Source organism: Paraoerskovia sediminicola (assembly GCF_030296575.1).
In the GTDB taxonomy this organism is placed as follows: Bacteria; Actinomycetota; Actinomycetes; order Actinomycetales; family Cellulomonadaceae; genus Paraoerskovia; species Paraoerskovia sediminicola.
On the sequence record NZ_AP027729.1, the window covers coordinates 1,740,798 to 1,764,462 of the forward strand.

A 23,665-nucleotide genomic window follows, 5' to 3' on the forward strand; every position below is an offset into this window, starting at 1 on the left:
CGGGCCGCATCGCGAGGCGCTGCGCGTCAGACCGGCAGCGGCCGGATCCCTGCGTAGGTGGAGGCGTGCGCCGCGTGCGCGGTGCCCATCTCGAACTCGGTCTGGAGGTCCATCCACGGCTTCGCGCCGGTGCCGAGCGCGCACCCGATGCGCCACGCGTCGTCGGCGGTGACGGGCTCGCGGCCCTGGGTGATCGCGTTGATGTGCCGGGTCGGGATCCCGGTCGCCTCGGCCAGCTCTCCAGGGCTCACACCGAGCGGGCGCATGAACTCGACGACCAGCGCCTCGCCGGGGTGGATGGGGGTGCGCCTCTCGACGGTCATGCAGGGGCCTCCGCGATCTCGGGTTGACGGCGTTCTTTGACAAGGGTCCTAACGGTAATACTCGTCCGCCTGTCAGACAAGTGTCGTCCCTCACAGAGTTGATTCCGAGTTGGTGGCGTGGCCCGCGTGTTTCGCGCGTGATAATTCTCGTCCGCCCAGGAAAACGTCGTGTTGCGGCGCGGCCTTCGGCCCTCCGCGACGCATAGCGTCCCTCCTGCGACCTCGGGACTTCCGGGGACGCCGACACAAGGGCGGCGCCGCGGGTGGGCGCCCGTCCACGTGCTGCCGGCGCAGGCGTGACGTCCGTGGCCGACGCTAGAGTCGGCTGGACGCGTGGAGCTGTGACGGACGAGGGAGCGTGCCCAGGGTGAACCTGTCGCCAGCCGACACCGAGAAGCTGCTGCTGTCGGTCGCCGGGATGGTCGCGCGCGACCGCCTCGACCGCGGCGTGCTGCTCAACCATCCCGAGGCGGTCGCCCTCCTCAGCACGTGGGTCGTCGAGCGCGCTCGCGAGGGCGCGACCGTGCCGGGGCTGATGGACGAGGGTCGTCGGGTGCTCACCCGCGACCAGGTGATGGAGGGCGTCCCCGAGATGCTGCACGACGTCCAGGTCGAGGCGACGTTCCCCGACGGCCGCAAGCTCGTGACGCTCCACGAGCCGATCTCATGAGCGACGACGTCGCTCCCGTGGTCCCGGGCGAGGTGCGCGTGCGCCCGGGCACGGTCGAGCTCAACGCCGACCGCGGCCCGGGCGAACGGCTCACGCTCGTCGTGGAGAACACGGGCGACCGCCCCGTGCAGATCGGCTCCCACCTGCACCTGCCCGAGGCCAACGCCGCGCTGGCCTTCGACCGCGCGGCGGCCCGCGGGTTCCGCCTCGACGTCCCGTCGGGGACGTCGGTGCGGTTCGAGCCGGGCGTGTCCCGCGAGGTGGCCGCGGTCGCACTCCGCGGCCGACGACGCGTGCCCGGCATCCAGATCAAGGACGGGGACGGGACCATCGATGGTTGAGATCGACCGCGCACGCTACGCCGCGCTGTACGGGCCCTCGGTCGGCGACCAGGTGCGCCTGGCCGACACCGACCTGTGGATCGAGGTCGAGCACGACCTCACCGTCGGCGGCGAGGAGGCCGTCTTCGGTGGCGGAAAGTCGATCCGGGAGTCGATGGCGCAAGGGTCGACGACCCGCGCCGAGGGCGCGCCCGACACGGTGATCACGAACGCGATCGTCCTGGACCACACGGGCGTCTACCGCGCCGACGTCGGCGTCCGGGACGGCCTGATCTGCGGCATCGGCCGCGCGGGCAACCCCGATGTCGCGGACGGCGTTGACCCGGCCCTGCGCATCGGTCCGTCGACCGACGTGGTCTCGGGGAAGGCCGCATCCTCACCGCGGGAGGCATCGACTCCCACGTCCACATCATCTCGCCGTCGCAGATCCACGAGGCTCTCGCTGCGGGTCTCACGACGATCGCGGGCGGCGGCACGGGGCCGAGCGAGGGCACCAAGGCCACGACGGTGACGCCCGGCGCCTGGCACCTCGAGCAGGCTCACCGTTCCCTCGACGCCCTGCCCGTCAACGTGCTGCTGCTCGCCAAGGGCAACACGGTCAGCGCGGAGGCGCTGAAGGAGCAGGCGCTCGCAGGCGCCGGCGGCTACAAGGTCCACGAGGACTGGGGCTCGACGCCGGCCGCGATCGACGCGGCGCTGAGGGCTGCCGATGAGCACGGGCTGCAGGTCGCCCTGCACTCCGACTCGCTCAACGAGGCGGGGTTCGTCGAGTCCACGATCGCCGCGATCGGCGGCCGCTCGATCCACGCGTTCCACACCGAGGGCGCCGGGGGCGGGCACGCGCCCGACATCATCACGATCGCCGGGCTGCCCAACGTGATCCCGGGCTCGACGAACCCGACCCTGCCCCACACGGTCAACACCGTCCCCGAGCACCTCGACATGCTCATCGTGTGCCACCACCTCAACCCGCGGGTCCCGGAGGACCTGGCGTTCGCCGAGTCCCGCATCCGGGCGACGACCATCGCGGCCGAGGACGTGCTGCATGACATGGGCGCACTGTCGATCACGTCGTCCGACGCCCAGGCGATGGGACGGATCGGCGAGGTCATCACCCGCACCTGGCAGGTCGCGCACGTCATGAAGCAGCGCCGCGGTCCGCTCGGTGCGAGCCGGCCCGCCGACAACGAGCGGGCCGTCCGCTACGTCGCGAAGTACACGATCAACCCGGCCGTCGCGCACGGCATCGACCACGTCGTCGGATCGGTCGAGGTCGGCAAGATGGCTGACCTGGTGCTGTGGGACCCGGCGTTCTTCGGCGTCCGCCCGTCCGTCGTGATGAAGGGCGGGGCTCTCGTCCTCGGGGCGCTCGGCGACCCGAACGCCTCGATCCCCACGCCACAGCCCGTGCTCCTGCGCCCGACCCTCTACCACCCGGTCGGCGCCGACGTCTCGGTCAGCTTCGTGGGTCAGGCCGCGCTCGACGACGGTCTGGCCGGCAGGCTCGGCCTGCGCCGTCGGCTCGTCGCGGTGCGTGACACCCGCGGGGTGGGCAAGGCGCAGATGGTCCACAACGACGTCCTGCCGCGCATCGAGGTGGACGCCGAGACCTTCGCGATCCGCGTCGACGGCGACCTCGTCGAGCCGGCCCCTGCCGACCGGCTGCCGATGGCGCAGCTCTACCAGATGTTCTAGGGGTGCCGACCTCACCGATGTCACCGTCACCCACCGGCGTCCCGCCCCGGCCTGCCGCTGCACCGCCGGTCCCGGCCTCGCCCGACCTGGTGCTGGCCCTGCTCGCGGACTCGCGCCTGCCCGTCGGCGGGCACACCCAGTCGGGTGGCCTCGAGCCGGCCATGGCCCACGCGGGCCTGGTGGCGGACGACGTCCCCGCCTTCGTGCGCGGAAGGCTGGCCACGGTCGTGGCCGTCGAGGCGGGGACGGCGGTGGTCGCGCGGCACGTGACGCTCACGGCACCTGATCGGCCTGGCCCGTCCCTCGACGACGTCACGGCCGCCTGGGCCGCGCGCACCCCGAGCAGGGCGCTGCGGGACGTGTCGCGCCAGCTCGGACGCGGGTTCCTGCGTCTCGCACGCACCCTGTGGCCGGGCGACGCACGGCTCGACGCCCTCGGTCGCACGCCGCCCAGACCGGTCGCCCTCGGCGTGGTCGCGGCCCTCGCCGGGCTCGACGCCGCTCGCCTCGTGCGCCTCTGCGGCCACGACGACGTCGCCACCGTCTGTGCCGCGGTCCTCAAGCTCGACCCGCTGGACCCGGTCCGCACGACGGCGTGGACCCTCGCCGCCCACGCGGACGTTGAGCGCCTCGTCGGCCGCGTCGCGCACCTGACCGGACCCGACGACATACCGTCCACCTCGGCGCCCGCCGTCGAGCACCTGTCCCTGCTGCACCACCGAACCCCGAGGAAGCTCTTCCATGCCTGAGACGACCGCCCGCCCGACCCCCGGTACCGCTGCCAGCACCGCCGACCCTGAGCCGACCCGATCCCTGCGCCTCGGCGTCGCCGGTCCGGTCGGCACCGGGAAGAGCTCGCTCATCGCGCTGCTGTGCCGCGAGCTCGACGAGCGCCTGCGCATCGGCGTCATCACGAACGACATCTACACGGACGAGGACGCCCGGTTCCTGCGCTCCGCCGGGGTGCTCGACCCCGAGCGCATCCGCGCCGTGGAGACGGGCGCCTGCCCGCACACGGCGATCCGCGACGACGTCACCGCGAACCTGCTGGCGGTCGAGGACCTCGAGGCCGACTTCGCCCCGCTCGACCTCGTGCTCGTCGAGTCGGGCGGCGACAACCTCACCGCGACCTTCTCCCCGGCGCTCGTGGACGCCCAGATCTTCGTGCTCGACGTGGCCGGCGGCGGTGACGTGGCGCGCAAGGGCGGCCCGGGCATCGGTCGCGCGGACCTGCTCGTCCTCAACAAGACCGACCTGGCCCCGTACGTCGGGGTCGACGTGGAGCAGATGGTCGCGGACGCGAACACGGCGCGCGACGGCCGGGACGTCGTCGCGCTCTCGCGCCACGACCGGAGCTCGATCGAGGCCCTGGTCGCGTGGCTCGACGGTGTGCTCGCCGGGTTCCGTGCGGGCGGCCACGAGCCGGTCGACCCCGGCCCGATGGCGCCGCACTTCCACGCCGACGAGGACGGGAACGTCGTCGAGCACTCCCACGCCGACGGTGCGGACGACCACGACCACGCGCACTGATGACCAGCGTCCGTCTGACGGCGGACTCGCTCGACCTGCGGGACGGCGACCTCGCGCTGCGGGTGCTCGGCCGCTCTGCGGGCCGGGCGCGCGTCGGGGTCCTCGCCGGTCGCATGCTGCTCCTGGGCGGTGACGAGGTCGAGCTGGACGTCGAGGTCGAGGCGGGGTGCCGCCTCGACCTGGTGGAGATCGCCGGGACCGTGGCCCATCACGGTCGCGGCCGGTCGGCGGCGTGGCGCAGCAGGGTGCGCGTCGGGGCCGACGCCGTCCTGACGTGGGCGGCCGAGCCGTTCGTGGTCAGCGACGGGGCGGACGTCGTCCGGTCGCTCGACGTCGAGATGTCTGCCGGGTCCCGCGCGGTCGTGCGCGAGGTGCTGGTGCTGGGCCGCAGCGGTCAGGGCGGTGGTGCGCTGCGCTCGCGGACCCGGGTACGGCTCGACGGCGCGCCTCTGCACGTCGAGGACCTGGACCTCCGGGACGCAGGGCTGCGCGCGTCACCCGCCGTGCTGGGGGCCGCGCGCGTCGTCGACACGCTGTCGTGCTGGGGGTTCCGCGACGACGGGGACCCGTTGGCCTTGCAGCTCGAGGGCCCGGGCACCGTCGAGCGCTATCTGGGCCGCGACCACCACGAGAGCCCGCTCAGCCGGCGGTGGGCTCCGCTCTGCGCGGCAGCATCCGCGTGACGTGGCCGACCACCAGCACCCCGAGGACCGCGAGGACGGCGGCGACGCCCCACCAGGTCGTGTCGGCGTCGGCGACGGTCGACAGGACCGGCACGTCGACGTGACCGAGGTCCTTCACCAGGTCGGCCAGCAGCACGAGCCCGACGGCGAGGGCCACGGCGGTCGAGAGCAGGGTGACGGCGAGCGCTGAGCGTCGTCGTGTCGCGGCGTGCGTGTCACCGAGGTGGAACGTGTGCTCGACGAGGGCGCCGTCGAGGGTGTCGAACAGGGTCATCCCGGCGGCGAAGAGGACGGGGAGCACGGCCAGCGCGGGCCACGGCAGCGTGGCTGCGGCCGTCCCGGTCAGGACGAGGAGCCCGACCTCGGTCGCGGTGTCGAAGCCGAGGCCCATGAGCAGGCCGACCCCGAAGAGCTGGCGGGGTCCTCGCACGCGGGCGAGGCGCCCGCGCAGCATCCATGAGAGCGGGCCACCGGGGGCGCGTCGCCGCCGACCCCTCCGTCATGCTCCTTCGCGGCCCTGCGCATGCGCACCAGCGCGGCGATGCCGAGCCCGGCCACCAGTGCGAGGGCCGCGACGGCGGCGACCCGGCCGATGGTCGGCAGCATCTGCAGCACCGCCGAGTCCTCGCCCAACGCGATGCGGCCCAGGTGCGGGCTCGCGACCACGACGGCGCACATGCCGACGACGACCGACGAGTGACCCAGCGAGAACCAGGTCCCGACCGGGGCCGCGGGGCGGCCTCTCGCGGCCAGGCTGCGCGCGGACCCGTCGATGACGGCGATGTGGTCGGCGTCGAACGCGTGCCGGGCGCCGAGCGTGTACGCGGTGAGCGCGAGCCCCAGGCCGAGCCCGGCCCCGGCCGTGCCGGCGTCGCCGATCGCCCAGAACACGAGCGCACCGCCCCAGCCGACGACGTGCAGCACCGCGACGACGACGAGAGCCCTGCGCAGGGCACGGCGCCGCTCGGCGAGCGGTGCGGGTGACGGGTCGGCGGGCGCAGGGGCGGCAGCTGGCGCTGAGGGCATGGGTCAAGCGTGGCACGTCCATGTTTCGTGCGGGCGGGTCATGTTTCGTGGAGGGCGACGTGACATCGGTCCTGAACCGGCTGCCGAGGTGGTCTCGGGAACAGCCCGGGACGCGACCGGTCTCGGCGCCGTACGTTTGGTCTGTGACCGCCACCTACACGACGTCCGGCTTCCGTGTCCGCGACCGCTCCGTCCGCGTGCCCGTCGACTGGTCCGACCCGGCGCGCTTCGGGGAGATCGAGGTCTTCGCCCGCGAGCTGGTCGACCCGGCCCGAGACGGTGAGGACCTGCCGCTGCTGCTGTTCCTCCAGGGCGGTCCGGGCGGCATGGGACCTCGACCCGGGGCCGGCGGATGGTGGACGACCGCGCTCGAGACCCACCGCGTCGTCCTGCTGGACCAGCGCGGGACGGGACGCTCCTCGCCCGTGGACGAGGCCGTCGTCCGATCCTTCGGGGACGACGTCGCCCTCGCTGCCGACTACGTCTCCTGCTTCCGTGCCGACGCGATCGTCCGTGACGCCGAGCACCTGAGGAACACCGTCTACGGCGGGCGCCCGTGGACGACGCTCGGCCAGTCCTACGGCGGGTTCATCACCCTCACCTACCTGTCGCTCCACCCCGAGGGCCTCACCTCCTGCCTCACGACCGGCGGCCTGCCGCCGGTCCACGCGTCCGCCGAGGACGTCTACGCCCGGACCTACCCGCGCCAGGTGGCGCGCAACGCGTCCTTCGCGCGCGACTTCCCCGAGGACGTGGCGACGCTCGGACGCCTCGCCGACGCCGCGTCGTCCGGCACCGTCACGCTGCCCGACGGCGACCGGCTCACGGTCGAGCGGCTCCAGGTCCTGGGCCAGCCGTTCGGCATGTCCGACGGCGCTCCCGGCCTCCACTGGCTCCTGGACACCGCGTGGGCGTCGGACGGCGCCCCGTCCGACGGATTCCTGGCGGCGGTGGGGAGCAGGACGGGGTTCGCGGGCAACCCGCTCTACATGCTGCTGCAGGAGTGCATCTACCACCAGGGTGAGCGCGCGGGCGGCTGGGCGGCTGCCGAGGAGCACGCGCGGTGGTCGGCATTCGGCGTCGGCGAGCGACCGCTCATGCTCACGGGAGAGGCGACCTACCCGTGGATGTTCGAGCAGCTGCGCGCTCTGCGCCCGTTCCGGGAGGTCGCCGAGGCGCTCGCCGCCCAGACGTCGTGGCCAGAGCTCTACGACCTCGACCGGCTCGGCGCCAACGAGGTGCCGCTCGCATCGATCCAGTACGTCGACGACCCGTACGTCGACCTCGTGCTCGCCACGGACACCGCCGCGAGCGTCGGCGCCGCGACCGTCTGGGCGACCAACGAGTACCTCCACGACGGGCTCCGGGCCGACGGCGCCCGGATCGTCCCGAAGCTCCTCGACATCGCCGCCGGCCGGTGGGCACCACCGGGAGTCTGACGGCCCGGTCTGTTGCCTGCGTCGGGGCTGGGGCCCGTCAGGGGTCGCTTCGACGAGACGATCTGTCCTGACAGGTGGACGATTCGCGGACGACTTGCGGACGACTTGTGAACGTCCGTTCTGTCCGGCATGCGTAAGACCGCCGGCGACCGGCGCAGGCGCGCTCTGCTGCGGCTAGGAGCAGCCGGATCGGCTGATCGGGCCGATCTCCCGCGAGTCGTAGGAAGCTCCCGGGCGACCTCCGCGCGGTCCGAGCGGGGCCACGCCGCTTGACGTCCGGGGGTCCCGCTCTGCCAGTGTCTGCGGCTTTGGCCGCGCCTCGGCGCGCGCACCTCGACGTATTGGAGTGGAGTAACCGGATGAGTGATCAGGCATATCAGACGATCGCGATCGTCATATACATGGCAGGCATGCTGTTCATCGGCTACATGGCGTATCGGAGGACGAGCGACCTCGACGACTACATGCTGGGTGGACGCAAGCTCCACCCGGCGGCGGCGGCCCTCAGCGCAGGGGCCTCCGACATGTCGGCGTGGCTGCTCCTGGGTCTCCCCGGTGCGATCTACGCCGCGGGACTCGTCGAGGCCTGGATCGCGGTCGGGCTGACGATCGGTGCCTGGCTCAACTGGAAGTTCGTGGCTCCGAGGCTCCGCGCGTACACCGAGGTGTCGCACAACTCGATCACGATCCCGAGCTTCTTCGAGAACCGCCTGAAGGACACGTCGCACACCATCCGCATCGCGGCCGGCGTCATCGTGCTGGTCTTCTTCACCTTCTACGTCTCCTCCGGCATGGTCGCGGGCGGCAAGTTCTTCGAGAGCTCGTTCGACCAGAACTACCTGACCGGCATGTTCATCGTCGCCGGTGCGACGCTCGCGTACACCCTCTTCGGCGGGTTCCTCGGTGCCACGTGGACCGACGTCGCCCAGGGCACCCTGATGCTCCTCGCCCTCATCGCCGTGCCGCTCGTCGCGCTCAGCGACATCGGCGGCTGGACCGCGGCCAAGGACGCGATCCTCGCCGAGGACGGCAGCGTCGGGACCACCCACCTGTCGTTCGTGGCAGGTGCGAGCTTCGTCAGCATCCTGTCCGCTGCAGCGTGGGGACTCGGCTACTTCGGCCAGCCCCACATCATCGTGCGCTTCATGGCGATGCGGACCCCGCAGGACGCCAAGGTCGGCCGTCGCATCGGTATCTCCTGGATGGTGCTCTCGGCGGTCGGCGCGGTGTTCACCGGCCTGATCGGTGTCGCCTACTTCAACGCGTCGAACGCGACGCTGGACGACCCCGAGACCGTCTTCCTCGAGCTGTCGCAGATCCTGTTCCACCCGCTGATCGCCGGCCTGATCCTCGCGGCGGTGCTCGCTGCGATCATGTCGACGATCTCGTCGCAGCTCATCGTCTGCTCGTCGGCACTCGTCGAGGACCTCTACAACATCGTGGGTCGGCCGCTCGAGCCGAAGAAGCAGGTCTGGCTCGGCCGTGCAGGCGTGCTGACCGTCGCGGTCGTCGCCATCCTCATCGCGCTCGACCCGGGCGGCTCGATCCTCGACCTGGTCGGCTTCGCCTGGGCCGGGTTCGGTGCGGCGTTCGGCCCGATCATCATCCTCAGCCTCTACTGGCGTGGGCTCTCCCGCTGGGGCGCGCTGTCCGGGATGGTCGCGGGCGCCGTGGTCGCCTTCGCATGGGGGCAGTCGAGCCTCGGCGACACGCTGTACGAGATCGTCCCCGGCTTCGCGACCTGCATGATCGTCGCGGTCGTCGTCAGCCTGGCGCTCAAGCCCGACAACGCGGAGATCACCGAGGAGTTCGACGCAGCGGTGAAGGCCTCGGGCAAGCAGCCGGTGACCACCGGCGCCTGAGCATCACGACCCGCGCGCAGCGCGACGGACGAACCGAGCTGAGCGAGTAGGCCTCTAGGGCCCACAAGACACCAGCTTCGCCCAGTACGAGCCCGGTACGGCATACGCCGTACCGGGCTCGTCGCGTCAGGCGGGCCTTCCGGCGGCCTCCGAGGCAGCGGTGGTGCACCCAGCGTGCGCGAGTGCCCGCGGGGTCGGGGCTCAGGTCGTCCCGTTCGCGGGTGCTGTGTCCTGACGCCGGCCTCAGACGATGTCCGACAGCCCCAGGTGGCTGGTGGTGCACCTGCGTGGGCGCTTGTTCACAGACGACGTGGGCGCCGGGTGTGGGCGCGTGTTCTGTCGCCTTGGGCAGGTGGTTTGCGGCGTGTTCCGGGCCTTTGTGCGCGTGCGTGGGGTCTGCAGCGCGCGCGCTGGGGGCGGGTGTGGTGGTGGTCACCGCGGAAGGGTTTGGAGTCGGTCGGGAGGGCGTGTAATGTTCTCGGAGTCAGCCCGACAGGGTGTGACGGACACGGATCCTGGGTTTGGCTCGGGGGAGTGCCGCTCTTCGTGAGCGTGGTGCCGGTGGCCGTCTGCTTCGGGTTGGAACCCTTGGTGTGGTTCTGGTGGGTGTGTGCGCTGTGCGTGCTGCTTGTCGGGGCGGGATCGTGGGGCTGGACTGCAGGGTGTGGGTCTGGTAGGTTGGAGAGGTTGCCCCGGGTCTGGTTGGTCACTGGTTGTGGCTGGTTGGGACGGTGCGCGTCGGTTGTTTGAGAACTCAACAGTGTGCTTGATAGTCAATGCCATTTGCTCTGGCTTGTCTGGTGTGTGTCTCGTTGTGGGGCGCCTGCCGGGTGGTCGGGGTTTTTAATGGTCAAACAGATACAGAAACGTTAGTTTTTGTCTCTTTTGCCAAGGTTTAACTATGGCTGTCGGTCTCGCTCTTTTCCGGGTGGGTCTGGTGGTTGTTTCGTATGATTGTTGACTGCTTGTGCCTCTTTGGGGTGTGGGTGGTTGATGTTGATCATTTACGGAGAGTTTGATCCTGGCTCAGGACGAACGCTGGCGGCGTGCTTAACACATGCAAGTCGAACGGTGAAGCCCAGCTTGCTGGGTGGATCAGTGGCGAACGGGTGAGTAACACGTGAGGAACCTGCCCTTGACTTCGGGATAAGCCTTGGAAACGGGGTCTAATACCGGATATGACTGCGCATCGCATGGTGTGTGGTGGAAAGATTTATCGGTCAAGGATGGTCTCGCGGCCTATCAGCTTGTTGGTGGGGTAATGGCCTACCAAGGCGACGACGGGTAGCCGGCCTGAGAGGGCGACCGGCCACACTGGGACTGAGACACGGCCCAGACTCCTACGGGAGGCAGCAGTGGGGAATATTGCACAATGGGCGCAAGCCTGATGCAGCGACGCCGCGTGGGGGATGAAGGCCTTCGGGTTGTAAACCCCTTTCAGTAGGGAAGAAGCGAAAGTGACGGTACCTGCAGAAGAAGCGCCGGCTAACTACGTGCCAGCAGCCGCGGTAATACGTAGGGCGCAAGCGTTGTCCGGAATTATTGGGCGTAAAGAGCTCGTAGGCGGTTTGTCGCGTCTGGTGTGAAAACTCAAGGCTCAACCTTGAGCGTGCATCGGGTACGGGCAGACTAGAGTGCGGTAGGGGTGACTGGAATTCCTGGTGTAGCGGTGGAATGCGCAGATATCAGGAGGAACACCGATGGCGAAGGCAGGTCACTGGGCCGCAACTGACGCTGAGGAGCGAAAGCATGGGGAGCGAACAGGATTAGATACCCTGGTAGTCCATGCCGTAAACGTTGGGCACTAGGTGTGGGGCTCATTCCACGAGTTCCGTGCCGCAGCAAACGCATTAAGTGCCCCGCCTGGGGAGTACGGCCGCAAGGCTAAAACTCAAAGGAATTGACGGGGGCCCGCACAAGCGGCGGAGCATGCGGATTAATTCGATGCAACGCGAAGAACCTTACCAAGGCTTGACATATACGAGAATCTGCTGGAGACAGCAGCCTCTTTGGACACTCGTATACAGGTGGTGCATGGTTGTCGTCAGCTCGTGTCGTGAGATGTTGGGTTAAGTCCCGCAACGAGCGCAACCCTCGTCCTATGTTGCCAGCACGTGATGGTGGGGACTCATAGGAGACTGCCGGGGTCAACTCGGAGGAAGGTGGGGATGACGTCAAATCATCATGCCCCTTATGTCTTGGGCTTCACGCATGCTACAATGGCCGGTACAAAGGGCTGCGATGCCGTAAGGCGGAGCGAATCCCAAAAGCCGGTCTCAGTTCGGATTGGGGTCTGCAACTCGACCCCATGAAGTCGGAGTCGCTAGTAATCGCAGATCAGCAACGCTGCGGTGAATACGTTCCCGGGCCTTGTACACACCGCCCGTCAAGTCACGAAAGTCGGTAACACCCGAAGCCGGTGGCCCAACCCTTGTGGGGGAGCCGTCGAAGGTGGGACTGGCGATTGGGACTAAGTCGTAACAAGGTAGCCGTACCGGAAGGTGCGGCTGGATCACCTCCTTTCTAAGGAGCTTCGTCTGCTCGCCGGTCGTAGTGGCTGGTGGGTTCAGAGGCCATGGCTCACACCGTTCGCGTGTGGGGGTGGTTGCTCATGGGTGGAACATTGACTAGCTGGTCTCGTGTCGTCGGTGGTAGTACACCGAGATACCCGTCCAGGACAGCCTTCGGATGCCTTCGGGCGTGTGAGTGGTGGTCTTGGGTGTGGTGGTCTCGGGGGGAACGCACCGGTGAGGCGGGGGTTGGCGTGAGCACACTGTTGGGTCCCCAGGCCATCGGCGCTGCGGGGCTTGCACTCGGGTTTCTGGTTGGTCGGTCGTGTCGCTCTTCGGGGTGGCGGGTGCCGGGATGGCCGGGGAGCTGGGGTGGGAGTCCTGGGCGCGTGGTTGGGACTGGTACGGGTCACCGTGAACGGCCGGCAGCAGCCGGCTCAGTAGGGTGGGATCGTCCGTTGCTTGAGAACTGCACAGTGGACGCGAGCATCTCATCAAAGATGTGAAGTCTTTGGTATCTGCAATTTTGTGTTTTATGTTTTGTGAAGTTTTTAAGGGCACAGGGTGGATGCCTTGGCACTAGGAGCCGAAGAAGGACGTTGTAGCCTGCGATAAGCCTCGGGGAGTTGGCAAACGAACCGTGATCCGAGGATGTCCGAATGGGGGAACCCCGCCACAGTCATGTGTGGTGACCCGCACCTGAATATATAGGGTGTGTGGAGGGAACGTCGGGAAGTGAAACATCTCAGTACCGACAGGAAGAGATATTCCGTGAGTAGTGGCGAGCGAAAGCGGATCAGGCCAAACCGTGCATGTGTTAAAGCTGTCAGGCGTTGCATGTGCGGGGTAGTGGGACCTTCCGGCCCGGACTGACATCCGGGCAAGGAGTAAGAAAGTCGTGTCATAGTCGAAGGGCATTGAAAGGCCCGGCACAGAGGGTGTGACCCCCGTAGACGAAATGGCGTGGCCTCCTGGAAGGGATCCCAAGTAGCACGGGGCCCGAGAAATCCCGTGTGAATCCGTCAAGACCACTTGATAAGCCTAAATACTACCTAGTGACCGATAGCGGACCAGTACCGTGAGGGAAAGGTGAAAAGTACCCCGGGAGGGGAGTGAAATAGTACCTGAAACCGTGTGCCTACAATCCGTTGGAGCCTCCTTAGCAGGGGTGACAGCGTGCCTTTTGAAGAATGAGCCTGCGAGTTAGTGCTCAGTGGCGAGGTTAACCCGTGTGGGGAAGCCGTAGCGAAAGCGAGTCCGAACAGGGCGTATGAGTCGCTGGGTCTAGACCCGAAGCGAAGTGATCTAGCCATGGGCAGGTTGAAGCGTGGGTAAGACCGCGTGGAGGACCGAACCCACTTGGGTTGAAAACCGAGGGGATGACCTGTGGTTAGGGGTGAAAGGCCAATCAAACTTCGTGATAGCTGGTTCTCCCCGAAATGCATTTAGGTGCAGCGTCACGTGTTTCTTACCGGAGGTAGAGCTACTGGATGGCTAATGGGCCCCAACAGGTTACTGACGTCAGCCAAACTCCGAATGCCGGTAAGTGAGAACGTGGCAGTGAGACTGCGGGGGATAAGCTCCGTAGTCGAGAGGGAAACAGCCCAGACCACCAGCTAAGGCCCCTAAGCGTGTGCTAAGTGGGAAAGGATGTGGAGTTGCACAGACAACCAGGAGGTTGGCTTAGAAGCAGCCACCCTTGAAAGAGTGCGTAATAGCTCACTGGTCAAGTGATTCCGCGCCGACAATGTAGCGGGGCTCAAGTACACCGCCGAAGCTGTGGCATTCGCACAAACGCTAGGCCTTCGTGGTCCAGGCGTGCGGATGGGTAGGGGAGCGTCGTGTGGGCAGTGAAGTCGCGGAGGAATCCAGCGGTGGAGCCTACACGAGTGAGAATGCAGGCATGAGTAGCGAAAGACGGGTGAGAAACCCGTCCGCCGAATGATCAAGGGTTCCAGGGCCAGGCTAATCCGCCCTGGGTAAGTCGGGACCTAAGGCGAGGCCGACAGGCGTAGTCGATGGACAAGGAGTTGATATTCTCCTACCGGCGAAGAACCGCCCATACCGAGCCCGGTGATGCTAACCATCCGAACTGCCGCACCGATCCCTTCGGGGATCACCGTGGCAGGGAGCGTGGGACCCGAACCGGTAGTAGGTAAGCGTATTAACAGGAGTGACGCAGGAAGGCAGCCGCACGTGGCGATGGTAGACCACGTCTAAGGCCGTAGGGAGTCGGGTAGGCAAATCCGCCCGACACATATCCTGAGAGCTGACAGTGACCACGTATGTGGGAACGCGGTGATCCTATGCTGCCAAGAAAAGCTTCGACGCGAGGTTCTAGCCGCCCGTACCCCAAACCGACTCAGGTGATCAGGTAGAGAATACTAAGGCGATCGAGCGAATCACGGTTAAGGAACTCGGCAAAATGCCCCCGTAACTTCGGGAGAAGGGGGCCGAAAGCGTGAACCCACTTGCTGGGGAAGCGTGGACGGCCGCAGAGACCAGGGAGAAGCGACTGTTTACTAAAAACACAGGTCCGTGCTAAGACGCAAGTCGATGTATACGGACTGACGCCTGCCCGGTGCTGGAAGGTTAAGAGGACGGGTCAGCCGCAAGGCGAAGCTCAGAATTTAAGCCCCAGTAAACGGCGGTGGTAACTATAACCATCCTAAGGTAGCGAAATTCCTTGTCGGGTAAGTTCCGACCTGCACGAATGGCGTAACGACTTCTCCGCTGTCTCAACCGTGAACTCGGCGAAATTGCAGTACGAGTAAAGATGCTCGTTACGCGCAGCAGGACGGAAAGACCCCGGGACCTTTACTATAGCTTGATATTGGTGTTCGGTGCGGCTTGTGTAGGATAGGTGGGAGACTGTGAAGCGCACGCGCCAGCGTGTGTGGAGTCAACGTTGAAATACCACTCTGGTCGCTCTGGATTCCTAACCTCGGTCCGTGATCCGGATCAGGGACAGTGTCTGGTGGGTAGTTTAACTGGGGCGGTTGCCTCCAAAAATGTAACGGAGGCGCTCAAAGGTTCCCTCAGCCTGGTTGGCAATCAGGTGTCGAGTGCAAGTGCACAAGGGAGCTTGACTGTGAGACTGACAGGTCGAGCAGGGACGAAAGTCGGAACTAGTGATCCGGCGGTGGCTTGTGGAAGCGCCGTCGCTCAACGGATAAAAGGTACCCCGGGGATAACAGGCTGATCTTGCCCAAGAGTCCATATCGACGGCATGGTTTGGCACCTCGATGTCGGCTCGTCGCATCCTGGGGCTGGAGTAGGTCCCAAGGGTTGGGCTGTTCGCCCATTAAAGCGGTACGCGAGCTGGGTTTAGAACGTCGTGAGACAGTTCGGTCCCTATCCGCTGCGCGCGCAGGAAACTTGAGAAGGGCTGTCCCTAGTACGAGAGGACCGGGACGGACGAACCTCTGGTGTGCCAGTTGTTCCGCCAGGAGCACCGCTGGTTGGCTACGTTCGGAAGGGATAACCGCTGAAAGCATCTAAGCGGGAAGCCTGCTTCAAGATGAGGTTTCCACACCCCTCGCGGGTGGAAGGCACCCAGAAGACTACTGGGTCGATAGGCCGGACGTGGAAGACAGGACTAACGACTGTCGCAGCTGACCGGTACTAATCAGCCGACAACTTCACAACCAACAAACATTGCTATGCACGCGTCCACTGTGCGGTTCCCGAGAAACGGGCACCACCCCCCACACCACACCCCACAGGTGCAGTGTGAAAACAGGGGGAACCCGACAACTCGATAAAGTTACGGCGGTCACAGCGAAGGGGAAACGCCCGGTCCCATTCCGAACCCGGAAGCTAAGCCCTTCAGCGCCGATGGTACTGCCCTGGGAACGGGGTGGGAGAGTAGGACGCCGCCGGACAACCATTCACCGAAGACCCACCCCACCCGGGGTGGGTCTTCGGCATTTCTGCGAGGACCTGCACCCGAGCGTCCGCCCCCGTGTGCACACGCGCCAGGGTGCACGCGCCGACGAGTGCAGGTGTGCCGGCGCGAGGTCGCGGGCCTTGTCACCTGGTGGTCGCGTGAGGCGGGGCCGCCTCCGCGGTGTTTCGGATCACATCGATTATCGAGTCATAGGTCGGCGCCTGGGGCGTCTCATCACCAGAAGGCGCGGAACCCGTCCGCACCGCGAGCTGGGGTGGAGCACATGGCACGAGCAAAGGCTGTTGACGGAACGAAGGTCGCCGGGTACGGGGCGTTCTGGGTCGTCCTGCTCCTGATGTGCGTCGCACTGTTCAGCGCGGGGGGCTACATGGGTTCCGTCCTGGGCTCGTCGACGAACGACCAGGTGATGTCGAACCCTGGCCACGTGAATGTCGCACACGGCTCGATGGTCACGCCGGCCCCCGCCGAGGACGCGGCGTCCGGTACGGGTACCGACTGAGCGGTCCGTGGGGCCAGCTCGACGGCCGACGTCACAGCTGGTCGACCCGTCGTCTCGGGGGCGCGCCACGTACGATGGAGCTACAGCACAGCGTGGTGTCGAACCAGTTCGAACCCCGAGAAATGACGTGCCACGTGGCTGCTGCAACGACGAACGACCGGACCGCTGGACGCTACGGCGTCTTCTGGGCCACGACCCTCCTCCTCTGCCTGGCGCTGTTCAGCGTCGGCGGTGCCATGGGCTCGGTGCTCGGGTCGTCGACCAACGTCCAGGTGTCCACGAACCCCGGCTCCGTCGACATCGTCGAGGGCGTCGTGACGCCGCGGACCGCGCCGGCGAGCTGACAGACCGAGCCGGCAGGGAGGCCGGTGACGGTCTGGATGGGTGGCGATCGGCCGGGCCACCTCGGACACCAACGACGAAGGGGCGTCGGGCACAAGCCCGACGCCCCTTCGTCATGTCCGGCGAGCTACGCCGTCCGACGCCGCCCTACCGTGATTGCTGCCCTACGGTCAGCCCTTCACCGAGCCCGACATCAGCCCACCGACGAAGTACTTGCCGAGGATGATGTAGACGACGAGCGTCGGCAACGAGGCGAACAGGGCGCCTGCCATGGAGACCCCGTAGTTCTGGAGCATGGCACCGTTCGCGAGGTTGTTGAGCGCGAGGGTGACCGGGCCGTTCTGGCTGCTCGAGAAGAACACGGCGAACAGGAAGTCGTTCCAGGCCGACGTGAACTGCCAGATCAGGACGACCACGAAGCTCGGTACCGAGATCGGCAGGATCACGGACCAGTAGGTCCGCAGCATGCCGGCCCCGTCGACGCGCGACGCCTCGACGAGCTCGTGCGGGATCGTCATGTAGTAGTTGCGGAAGATGAGCGTGGTGATCGGGATCCCGTAGATGACGTGGAGCAGGATCAGCGACGGGACGCCGCTCGGGATGTTCGCGTCGAGGAAGATCTGCAGGAGCGGGATCATCACCGCCTGGTAGGGGATGAACATCCCGAACAGGATCAGGGTGAAGACCAGGTTCGCTCCCCGGAAGCTCCATCGGGCCAGGACGAACCCGTTGAGCGACCCGAGGAATGCCGCGATGATCGACGCGGGGATGACCATCTGGAAGGTGCGCCACAGGGCCGGCGAGAGCGCCGTCCAGGCGTCCTGCCAGTTCTGCATGGTCCAGGTCTCGGGCAGGTTCCACGCTCGCGTGGGTGACGCGTCACCGGCGCCCTTGAAGCTCGTGATGAACAGGACGTAGACCGGGACGAGGACGACCATGATGCCGAGGACCAGCGCGACGTAGCGCAGGGTCCGGGCGAGGCCGAAGCGCTCGCGGCCCTTGTCCTGGCGCAGCCGGACCGGCTGACCGGTCGCGTCCTTCGGGGGTACGGGGGTGCTGACGGTCGTCGACATCACTTCTCCTGACGGTTCGTCTTGACCAGGTACGGGACGACGACGACCGCCACGATGACGAGGAGGATCGTGCCGATCGCCGCGGCGGTCGCGTAGTCGAAGCTGGACTTGGCGACGTACATGTCCACCGCGGGGACCTTGGTCTGGTAGTTCGCCGGCTTGGAGATCGACATGATGAGGTCGAACGACTTGAGCGACATGTGACCGATGATCACGAGCGCCGAGAGCATGATCGGCGTCAGCTGCGGGAACAGGACGTAGCGGTAGACCTTCCACTCGCTCGCGCCGTCCATGCGGCCGGCCTCGCGCAGCTCGTCGGGGATCCCACGGAACCCGGCGAGGAACAGGGCCATGACGTAGCCGGAGAGCTGCCAGATCGCCGGGATCGCGATGGCGATGATGCCGAAGGTGACGTTGTTCCACCAGTTGTTCTGCAGGAAGTCCAGGCCCATGATCTGGAACAGCCGGTTCAGGCCGCTCGCGTTCTCGCCCTGGTTCGAGTTCAGCAGCCAGCGCCAGACGACGCCCGAGGCGACGAACGAGACGGCCATCGGGAAGAGGTAGATCGAGCGGAAGATGCCTTCGCCCTTGATGGGCTTGTCGAGCAGCCATGCCCACACGAAGCCGATCGCGAGCGTGCCGACCAGGAAGACGACCGTGTACAGCAGGAGGTTCATCAGCGAGTGCTGGAAGTCGTCGCTCGCCAGGAGCGTCGTGTAGTTCTCGAACCAGACGGTGCTGGTCGGTTCGACGCCGGTGGCCTGGGCCGCGGTGTGGTTGTCGGTGATCGAGGTCGTGAAGTTCGCCGCGATCAGGCCGTAGACGAACACGGCCATGAGGATCAGCGAGGGGGCGAGGAGCAGCAGCGGCGGCCCCAGCCGTCGGAATCGATGCTTCATGGTGCCTTTCCTCCCGGCAGCCGGGGGTTGCGTGCCACGGGTGATGGTCCGCGGGCGATTGCCGCGGGTGTGGCCGGCGCGCGGTGGCCGGACGGTCCGGCGGGACCCGACCGAGTGCTCTCGACGGGTCCCGCCAGGGGTGATCGGCGGCGGATCAGCCGTTGACAGCTGCTCCGAGGTCGGACTGGTACGTCGCGATGTCGGAGGCACCGGTCGTGAACTTGCTGGTCGCGTCGGAGATCGCGTTCAGCGTGGCGACCGGCACGGCCGCGCCGTGGGCGAGCGACGACACGATGGTGTCCTGCCCGAACGACTCGATGGCCGTCTGCTGGTAGTCGCTGAAGTCCGACGTGTCGGCGTCCGTGTTCGCCGGGATCGAGCCCTTGGCCTTGTTGAACGCGGCCTGGCCCTCGGCGGAGCCGACGGTCTCGAGCCAGTTCTTGGCGCCGCCGGGGTGCGGGGCCCCGACCGGGAGGGTGAAGGAGTCGGCGAGGAAGTCGAACATCCCGTCGGTGCCGGGCACCGGGAAGTAGACGTAGTCGGTCCCGGCCTCGGAGCCGGCCTCCTCGAAGGCGGCCTCCGCCCAGTCGCCCATGACGTTGAACCCGGCCTGGCCGTCGATGACCTGCTGGGTCGCGTCCGGCCAGTCGAGACCGTCACGGTCCGTGTTGGTGTAGCTCATGAGCTTCTCGAAGTCCTCGAGAGCCTGGGTCACGTCCGCGCCCGCCCAGTCGGTCGTGCCGTCCCACAGGCCGCTGTAGCCGTCGGGGCCGAGGTCCGAGAGGAGGACGGTCTCGAGCAGGTTGACCTGCGTCCAGGTCGTCGCGACGGAGAGAGCCGTCTTGCCCGAGTCCTTGACCGCGTCGAGCGCGTCGAACCAGTCGCCCATGCTCTCGTACGTCGCCTCGGGGTCGAGGCCGGCGTCGGAGAGCACGGTCGGGTTGGCCCACACGACGTTCGCGCGGTGGATGTTCGACGGGACGGAGTAGATCTTGTCGTCGACCGTCAGGCGCTCGATCAGGTCGGCCGGGAACGCGTCGCGGAGGCCGAACTCGTCGTAGAGGTCGCTGACGTCCTCGATCTGGCCCGCGCTGATGTAGTCCTGGAGCTCGGCGCCCGCGTGCGCCTGGAACGTGTCCGGCGGGTCGTTGGTCTGCAGCCGGGACTGGAGCAGGTCCTTGGCCGCGGACCCTGCGCCACCTGCCACCGCACCGTTGACGAACTCGGTGTCCGGGTTCTGCTCGTTGAAGACGCCCACGAGGGCGTCGAGGCCGGCCTTCTCGGAGCCGGAGGCCCACCAGGTGAAGACCTCGACCTGGCTCGCGTCGCCGCCCGAGCCGCCTGCCTCGCCGGAGCCGGAGTCCGAGCCGGAGTCGTCGCTGCTGCATGCCGCGAGGCTGAGTCCGAGGACCGCCACCCCCGCGACGGCCGCGGAGAGTCGTGTGTTGATGCGCATCGCTGTATCCCTACGCCTTCGTTGCCGTGTGGTGGGAACCGTCGTGCGCCGGCTGTTTCGCCGCCTGCTGCACGAGCGGCCGGACGCCTCTGCGCGCCCCGATCACCCGAGAGCAATACAACGTCCGTGAAGCCTTGGTGTCAAGAAGTGAAGACAAGACCCGATGGATCGTGACCATTGCGTTACATCCCGTACTCAACGGTGGGGTGCGCGCGTGGGGAGCGTGCAAGACGTACCACACGCTGTAGCGGTGAGTTCAACCTGTGTATCGTGAGCGCGTGCGTACCGACCGGGTGACACCCGGTTCGCAGACGTCGCTCCGCGAGGCGAACCGGGCGAGGATCGTAGGCGCCGTGCAGCAGCGAGGCTCACTGACGCAGGTCGAGCTCGCCGGTACCACGGGCCTTTCTCCGGCGACCGTCTCGAACATCGTCAAGGAGCTGACGGCGTCCGGCGTCCTCAGTACCGCGCCGTCCACCCGATCGGGTCGGCGAGCCCAGCTCGTCACCCTCGCCCGCAGCCTCGGACTGGTCGCCGGGGTCCACTTCGGTGCCCGGTCCATGCGTGTCTCGCTCGCGGACGCGTCCCTGCGGGTCATCGGCGAGGAGCGCATGCCGCTCGCCCCCGACCACCGCGCCGACGCCGGCATCCGTCGCGCGGTGATGCTGATCGAAGAGATGGCGGCGTCGGTCGAGGCCGCGGCAGGGGAGCTCCTGGCGGTCGGTGTCGGCGTCCCGGCACCGGTGGACGTCCGCACCGGGACGGTCTCGAGCAACGGGCTCCTGCGCGGGTGGGACGGCGCCGAGGTCGGCACCGAGTTCGCGGCGGCGCTCGGCGTGCCGGTGACGGTCGACAACGACGCGAACCTCGGTGCGCTCGCGGAGTCACGACTCGGCGCCGGAGCCGGCCACGACCCCGTCGCCTACGTCCGCGTCTCGCACGGGGTGGGCGCGGGGATCGTCCTCGGCGGGCGGCTGCTCCACGGGCGCGGGGTGCGGCCGGGGAGCTCGGGCACGTGACCATCGACGAGAACGGACCGATCTGCCGGTGCGGCAACCGCGGTTGCCTCGAGACCTTCGTCGGGTCGACCGTCCTGCTGGGCATGCTGGCGGGGCACGGGCACATGTCGCTCGCGGACATCATCACGCAGGCGGAACAGGGGGACCCGGGCTGCCGGCGCGTCCTCTACGACGCGGGGCAGTACCTGGGTGTGGCCACCGCGAACCTGTGCAACCTGGTCGACCCGGAGATCGTCGTCGTGGGCGGGCAGCTCGCCGAGGCCGGAGAGATCCTGCTCGGTCCCATGCGCACCGCCCTCGAGCAGCGGACCCTGCCCAGCGCGCAGGGCCCGCCCGCGGTGGTCCCCGCCGCGCTCGGAGCCTGGGCGGAGTGCCGCGGAGCGCTGTCGGTCGCCCTCGACCTCGCCCGGGCGAACGGTGCACTGGGGGTGACGGTATGACGACGAGGCCGGCGATGAGGTGGAGCATGAGACCGACGACAGGCCCGAGGACGAGGCCGATGACAGGTCCTGTGACAGGACGCGGCCGCACGGCCCCGGCCGCGCTCGCCGCGCTCGTCATCGCCCTCCCGCTCCTCGGCGGTTGCGCGCAGGACGACGTGGCGGACGGCGAGGGCACCATCGCGCTGCTGCTGCCCGAGGCGCAGACGGCCCGCTACGAGACGAGCGACCGGCCGACGTTCGAGGAGGTCACCGCGCTGCGGTGCCCGACCTGCACGGTGCTGTACGCGAACGCCGACCAGGACGCCGCGACGCAGCAGGAGCAGGCCGAGTCGATGATCTCGCGCGGAGCCGACGTGCTCGTGATCGATGCCGTCGACACCGTCGCGGCGAAGAGCATCGTCGCGGACGCCGAACGGCACGACGTCCCCGTGATCGCCTACGACCGCTTCATCGACGACGAGCGCGTGGACTACTACGTGTCGTTCGACAGCGAGCAGATCGGCTACCAGCAAGGCCTGACGCTGCGCACGGCCCTCGCCGCATCGCCGCCCCGGGCCGACGGCGACCCCCACGGGGTGCTCCTCGTCCACGGGTCCCCGACCGACCCGAACTCCACCCGGCTCAAGTCCGGCGTGCACCGCGCGCTGGACTCGGCCGACGTCGAGATCCTCGCCGAGTACGACACGCCGGACTGGAGCCCCGACAAGGCGCAGAGCTGGGTCGAGGGCCAGCTCACCCAGTTCGCCGGTCGGGTCGACGCGGTCTACGCCGCCAACGACGGGACCGCCGGCGGGGCGATCGCCGCGATGAAGGCGGCCGGGATGGACCCCGTCCCGCCCACGACCGGGCAGGACGCCGAGCTCGCCGCAGTGCAGCGGATCGTCGCCGGGGACCAGCTCATGACGGTGGCCAAGGCGACCGACCAGCAGGCCCGCACCGCCGCGGAGCTCGCCGTTCGCGTGCTGCGGGGCGAGGACGCCCTCGCCCCCGCACGGATCGGCTCCGTCAAGGCGTTCCTCCTGGCGCCGACGGCCATCGTGGCCGAGGACGTCGAGCGGGTGATCGTCCAGGGGCGCGTCCACACGGTCGACGAGATCTGCACGACCCCGTACGCCGAGGCCTGCGCGGCGCTCGGCCTCACCGAGGAGGACCCCTCATGAGCGCGCCCGTGCTCACCCTCGCCGGGGTGTCGAAGTACTTCGGCGCCGCCCAGGCACTCGTCGACGTCGACCTCGAGGTGCACCCCCACGAGGTCGTCGCCGTCGTCGGTGACAACGGCGCCGGGAAGTCGACCCTCGCTGGGGTCCTCGCCGGGGTCCACACCCCCGACGAGGGCACGTTGCTGGTCGACGGCGAGCCGGCGCGCTTCGCCTCGCCCGCGGCCGCACGGCAGAAGGGCATCGCCGCCGTGTTCCAGGAGCTCGCGCTGTGCGACAACCTCGACGTCGTCGAGAACCTCTTCCTCGCGCACGAGCGCACCGGCGGCCCGTTCCTCGACGAGGTCGCCATGGAGCGCCAGGCGTGGGAGCTGCTCGACCAGCTCGCGGCCCGCGTGCCGAGCGTCCGCGTGCCGGTCTCCGCGCTCTCCGGGGGCAGCGGCGCACCGTGGCGATCGCCCGCGCCCTGCTCGGCGACCCCCGGGTGGTCGTGCTCGACGAGCCGACGGTCGCCCTCGGGATCCGCCAGACGGCGCAGGTCCTGACCCTGATCGAGCGGCTGCGTTCCCGGGGTCACTCCGTGGTCCTCGTGAGCCACTCGATCGCCGACGTCCAGGCCGTCGCCGACCGGATCGTCGTCCTGCGTCTCGGCCGGGTGACGGGGGTCTACGACGCGGACGCCACGACGTCCGAGGACCTGCTCGCCGCGGTGACCGGCGCCGTCGCGCCTGAGCGGCGCGGGCGACGTCCGGCACCGGGCACGAACGATCGGAGCGCACGGTGATCGG

At 67.9% G+C, this 23,665-nt stretch carries 16 protein-coding genes, 3 rRNA genes and 3 pseudogenes; 16 read left to right on the forward strand and 6 right to left on the reverse strand.

The window, feature by feature from the left end; genetic code table 11:
• Positions 1 to 26: 26 nt before the first annotated feature.
• Positions 27 to 323 (reverse strand): HigA family addiction module antitoxin, encoded by a 297-nt coding sequence (locus QUE47_RS08115; protein ID WP_286216866.1) that lies wholly within the window; start codon positions 321 to 323, stop codon positions 27 to 29.
• A 367-nt stretch (positions 324 to 690) separates the two neighbouring features.
• On the opposite strand from QUE47_RS08115, the gene QUE47_RS08120 reads away from it, so the two are divergent.
• The 6 genes and pseudogenes from QUE47_RS08120 (at position 691) to QUE47_RS08145 (ending at position 5,242) form a co-directional block, all read left to right on the forward strand.
• Positions 691 to 993, forward strand: coding sequence for an urease subunit gamma (locus QUE47_RS08120; RefSeq protein WP_286216867.1), 303 nt, complete (start codon positions 691 to 693; stop codon positions 991 to 993).
• The gene (gene ureB, locus QUE47_RS08125; RefSeq protein ID WP_286216868.1) at positions 990 to 1,334 is read left to right on the forward strand and encodes an urease subunit beta; all 345 of its coding nucleotides are present in this window, start codon (positions 990 to 992) and stop codon (positions 1,332 to 1,334) included. Before QUE47_RS08120 ends, ureB begins: the two co-directional genes overlap by 4 nt.
• A pseudogene (locus QUE47_RS08130) lies at positions 1,327 to 3,029 on the forward strand (urease subunit alpha). The gene ureB and the pseudogene QUE47_RS08130 overlap by 8 nt, the downstream one beginning before the upstream one ends.
• Before the next feature lie 17 nt (positions 3,030 to 3,046).
• The gene (locus QUE47_RS08135; RefSeq protein WP_286216869.1) at positions 3,047 to 3,778 is read left to right on the forward strand and encodes an urease accessory protein UreF; all 732 of its coding nucleotides are present in this window, start codon (positions 3,047 to 3,049) and stop codon (positions 3,776 to 3,778) included.
• Positions 3,771 to 4,559, forward strand: a complete 789-nt coding sequence (gene ureG / locus QUE47_RS08140) for an urease accessory protein UreG (RefSeq protein ID WP_286216870.1) — start codon at positions 3,771 to 3,773, stop codon at positions 4,557 to 4,559. The genes QUE47_RS08135 and ureG overlap by 8 nt, the downstream gene beginning before the upstream one ends.
• On the forward strand, positions 4,559 to 5,242 hold the full coding sequence (locus QUE47_RS08145; RefSeq protein WP_286216871.1) for an urease accessory protein UreD: 684 nt from the start codon (positions 4,559 to 4,561) through the stop codon (positions 5,240 to 5,242). Before ureG ends, QUE47_RS08145 begins: the two co-directional genes overlap by 1 nt.
• On the opposite strand, the gene QUE47_RS08150 is transcribed toward QUE47_RS08145, so the two are convergent.
• Positions 5,199 to 5,633, reverse strand: a complete 435-nt coding sequence (locus tag QUE47_RS08150; RefSeq protein WP_286216872.1) for a HoxN/HupN/NixA family nickel/cobalt transporter — start codon at positions 5,631 to 5,633, stop codon at positions 5,199 to 5,201. The genes QUE47_RS08145 and QUE47_RS08150 overlap by 44 nt on opposite strands.
• Positions 5,585 to 6,268 carry a HoxN/HupN/NixA family nickel/cobalt transporter gene (locus QUE47_RS08155; protein ID WP_286216873.1) on the reverse strand — a complete coding sequence of 228 codons (684 nt, stop codon included), beginning with the start codon at positions 6,266 to 6,268 and terminating at the stop codon, positions 5,585 to 5,587. The genes QUE47_RS08150 and QUE47_RS08155 overlap by 49 nt, the downstream gene beginning before the upstream one ends.
• Positions 6,269 to 6,411: 143 nt before the next feature.
• Here QUE47_RS08155 and QUE47_RS08160 point away from each other — a divergent pair, with 143 nt between their 5' ends.
• From QUE47_RS08160 to QUE47_RS08190, 7 genes are all read left to right on the forward strand, one after another.
• The gene (locus QUE47_RS08160; RefSeq protein WP_286216874.1) at positions 6,412 to 7,707 is read left to right on the forward strand and encodes an alpha/beta fold hydrolase; all 1,296 of its coding nucleotides are present in this window, start codon (positions 6,412 to 6,414) and stop codon (positions 7,705 to 7,707) included.
• A gap of 359 nt (positions 7,708 to 8,066) precedes the next feature.
• Positions 8,067 to 9,569: a sodium/proline symporter PutP gene (gene putP / locus QUE47_RS08165; RefSeq protein WP_286216875.1), complete on the forward strand. Its 1,503-nt coding sequence runs from the start codon at positions 8,067 to 8,069 to the stop codon at positions 9,567 to 9,569.
• A 1,003-nt stretch (positions 9,570 to 10,572) separates the two neighbouring features.
• A 16S ribosomal RNA gene (locus tag QUE47_RS08170) occupies positions 10,573 to 12,092 on the forward strand.
• Between the two features lie 528 nt (positions 12,093 to 12,620).
• Positions 12,621 to 15,727 (forward strand): 23S ribosomal RNA (locus tag QUE47_RS08175).
• Between the two features lie 119 nt (positions 15,728 to 15,846).
• Positions 15,847 to 15,963, forward strand: a 5S ribosomal RNA gene (rrf, locus tag QUE47_RS08180).
• The 16S, 23S and 5S rRNA genes sit together here, the layout of an rRNA operon.
• A 288-nt stretch (positions 15,964 to 16,251) precedes the next feature.
• Positions 16,252 to 16,488, forward strand: coding sequence for a hypothetical protein (locus QUE47_RS08185; RefSeq protein WP_286216876.1), 237 nt, complete (start codon positions 16,252 to 16,254; stop codon positions 16,486 to 16,488).
• A 134-nt stretch (positions 16,489 to 16,622) separates the two neighbouring features.
• Complete coding sequence (locus QUE47_RS08190; RefSeq protein WP_286216877.1) at positions 16,623 to 16,832, forward strand: hypothetical protein; 210 nt, start codon at positions 16,623 to 16,625, stop codon at positions 16,830 to 16,832.
• Positions 16,833 to 17,000: 168 nt separating this feature from the next.
• Here QUE47_RS08190 and QUE47_RS08195 read toward each other — a convergent pair whose 3' ends face one another.
• From QUE47_RS08195 to QUE47_RS08205, 3 genes are all read right to left on the reverse strand, one after another.
• Positions 17,001 to 17,903, reverse strand: coding sequence for a carbohydrate ABC transporter permease (locus tag QUE47_RS08195; protein ID WP_286216878.1), 903 nt, complete (start codon positions 17,901 to 17,903; stop codon positions 17,001 to 17,003).
• On the reverse strand, positions 17,903 to 18,802 hold the full coding sequence (locus QUE47_RS08200) for a carbohydrate ABC transporter permease (protein ID WP_286216879.1): 900 nt from the start codon (positions 18,800 to 18,802) through the stop codon (positions 17,903 to 17,905). The genes QUE47_RS08195 and QUE47_RS08200 overlap by 1 nt, the downstream gene beginning before the upstream one ends.
• Positions 18,803 to 18,956: 154 nt before the next feature.
• Positions 18,957 to 20,258: an ABC transporter substrate-binding protein gene (locus QUE47_RS08205; protein WP_286216880.1), complete on the reverse strand. Its 1,302-nt coding sequence runs from the start codon at positions 20,256 to 20,258 to the stop codon at positions 18,957 to 18,959.
• 353 nt (positions 20,259 to 20,611) lie between these two features.
• On the opposite strand from QUE47_RS08205, the pseudogene QUE47_RS08210 reads away from it, so the two are divergent.
• The 3 genes and pseudogenes from QUE47_RS08210 to QUE47_RS08220 all read left to right on the forward strand — a co-directional run bounded on the left by QUE47_RS08210 (position 20,612) and on the right by QUE47_RS08220 (position 23,661).
• Positions 20,612 to 21,717, forward strand: a pseudogene (locus tag QUE47_RS08210) (ROK family transcriptional regulator).
• Positions 21,718 to 21,776: 59 nt separating this feature from the next.
• Complete coding sequence (locus QUE47_RS08215) at positions 21,777 to 22,880, forward strand: substrate-binding domain-containing protein (protein ID WP_286216881.1); 1,104 nt, start codon at positions 21,777 to 21,779, stop codon at positions 22,878 to 22,880.
• Positions 22,877 to 23,661 (forward strand): annotated as a pseudogene (locus tag QUE47_RS08220) (ATP-binding cassette domain-containing protein). Before QUE47_RS08215 ends, QUE47_RS08220 begins: the two are co-directional and overlap by 4 nt.
• Positions 23,662 to 23,665: the final 4 nt, after the last annotated feature.

What these genes read in the sequence shown, in the direction of transcription:
- QUE47_RS08115 (WP_286216866.1), bottom strand. Translation starts at nt 323, where the DNA reads ATGACCGTCGAGAGGCGCACCCCCATCCACCCCGGCGAGGCGCTGGTC.
- ureB (WP_286216868.1), top strand. Translation starts at nt 990, where the DNA reads ATGAGCGACGACGTCGCTCCCGTGGTCCCGGGCGAGGTGCGCGTGCGC.
- QUE47_RS08135 (WP_286216869.1), top strand. Translation starts at nt 3,047, where the DNA reads ATGTCACCGTCACCCACCGGCGTCCCGCCCCGGCCTGCCGCTGCACCG.
- ureG (WP_286216870.1), top strand. Translation starts at nt 3,771, where the DNA reads ATGCCTGAGACGACCGCCCGCCCGACCCCCGGTACCGCTGCCAGCACC.
- QUE47_RS08145 (WP_286216871.1), top strand. Translation starts at nt 4,559, where the DNA reads ATGACCAGCGTCCGTCTGACGGCGGACTCGCTCGACCTGCGGGACGGC.
- QUE47_RS08150 (WP_286216872.1), bottom strand. Translation starts at nt 5,633, where the DNA reads ATGGGCCTCGGCTTCGACACCGCGACCGAGGTCGGGCTCCTCGTCCTG.
- QUE47_RS08155 (WP_286216873.1), bottom strand. Translation starts at nt 6,268, where the DNA reads ATGCCCTCAGCGCCAGCTGCCGCCCCTGCGCCCGCCGACCCGTCACCC.
- putP (WP_286216875.1), top strand. Translation starts at nt 8,067, where the DNA reads ATGAGTGATCAGGCATATCAGACGATCGCGATCGTCATATACATGGCA.
- QUE47_RS08185 (WP_286216876.1), top strand. Translation starts at nt 16,252, where the DNA reads ATGGCACGAGCAAAGGCTGTTGACGGAACGAAGGTCGCCGGGTACGGG.
- QUE47_RS08195 (WP_286216878.1), bottom strand. Translation starts at nt 17,903, where the DNA reads ATGTCGACGACCGTCAGCACCCCCGTACCCCCGAAGGACGCGACCGGT.
- QUE47_RS08200 (WP_286216879.1), bottom strand. Translation starts at nt 18,802, where the DNA reads ATGAAGCATCGATTCCGACGGCTGGGGCCGCCGCTGCTGCTCCTCGCC.
- QUE47_RS08205 (WP_286216880.1), bottom strand. Translation starts at nt 20,258, where the DNA reads ATGCGCATCAACACACGACTCTCCGCGGCCGTCGCGGGGGTGGCGGTC.
- QUE47_RS08215 (WP_286216881.1), top strand. Translation starts at nt 21,777, where the DNA reads ATGACAGGTCCTGTGACAGGACGCGGCCGCACGGCCCCGGCCGCGCTC.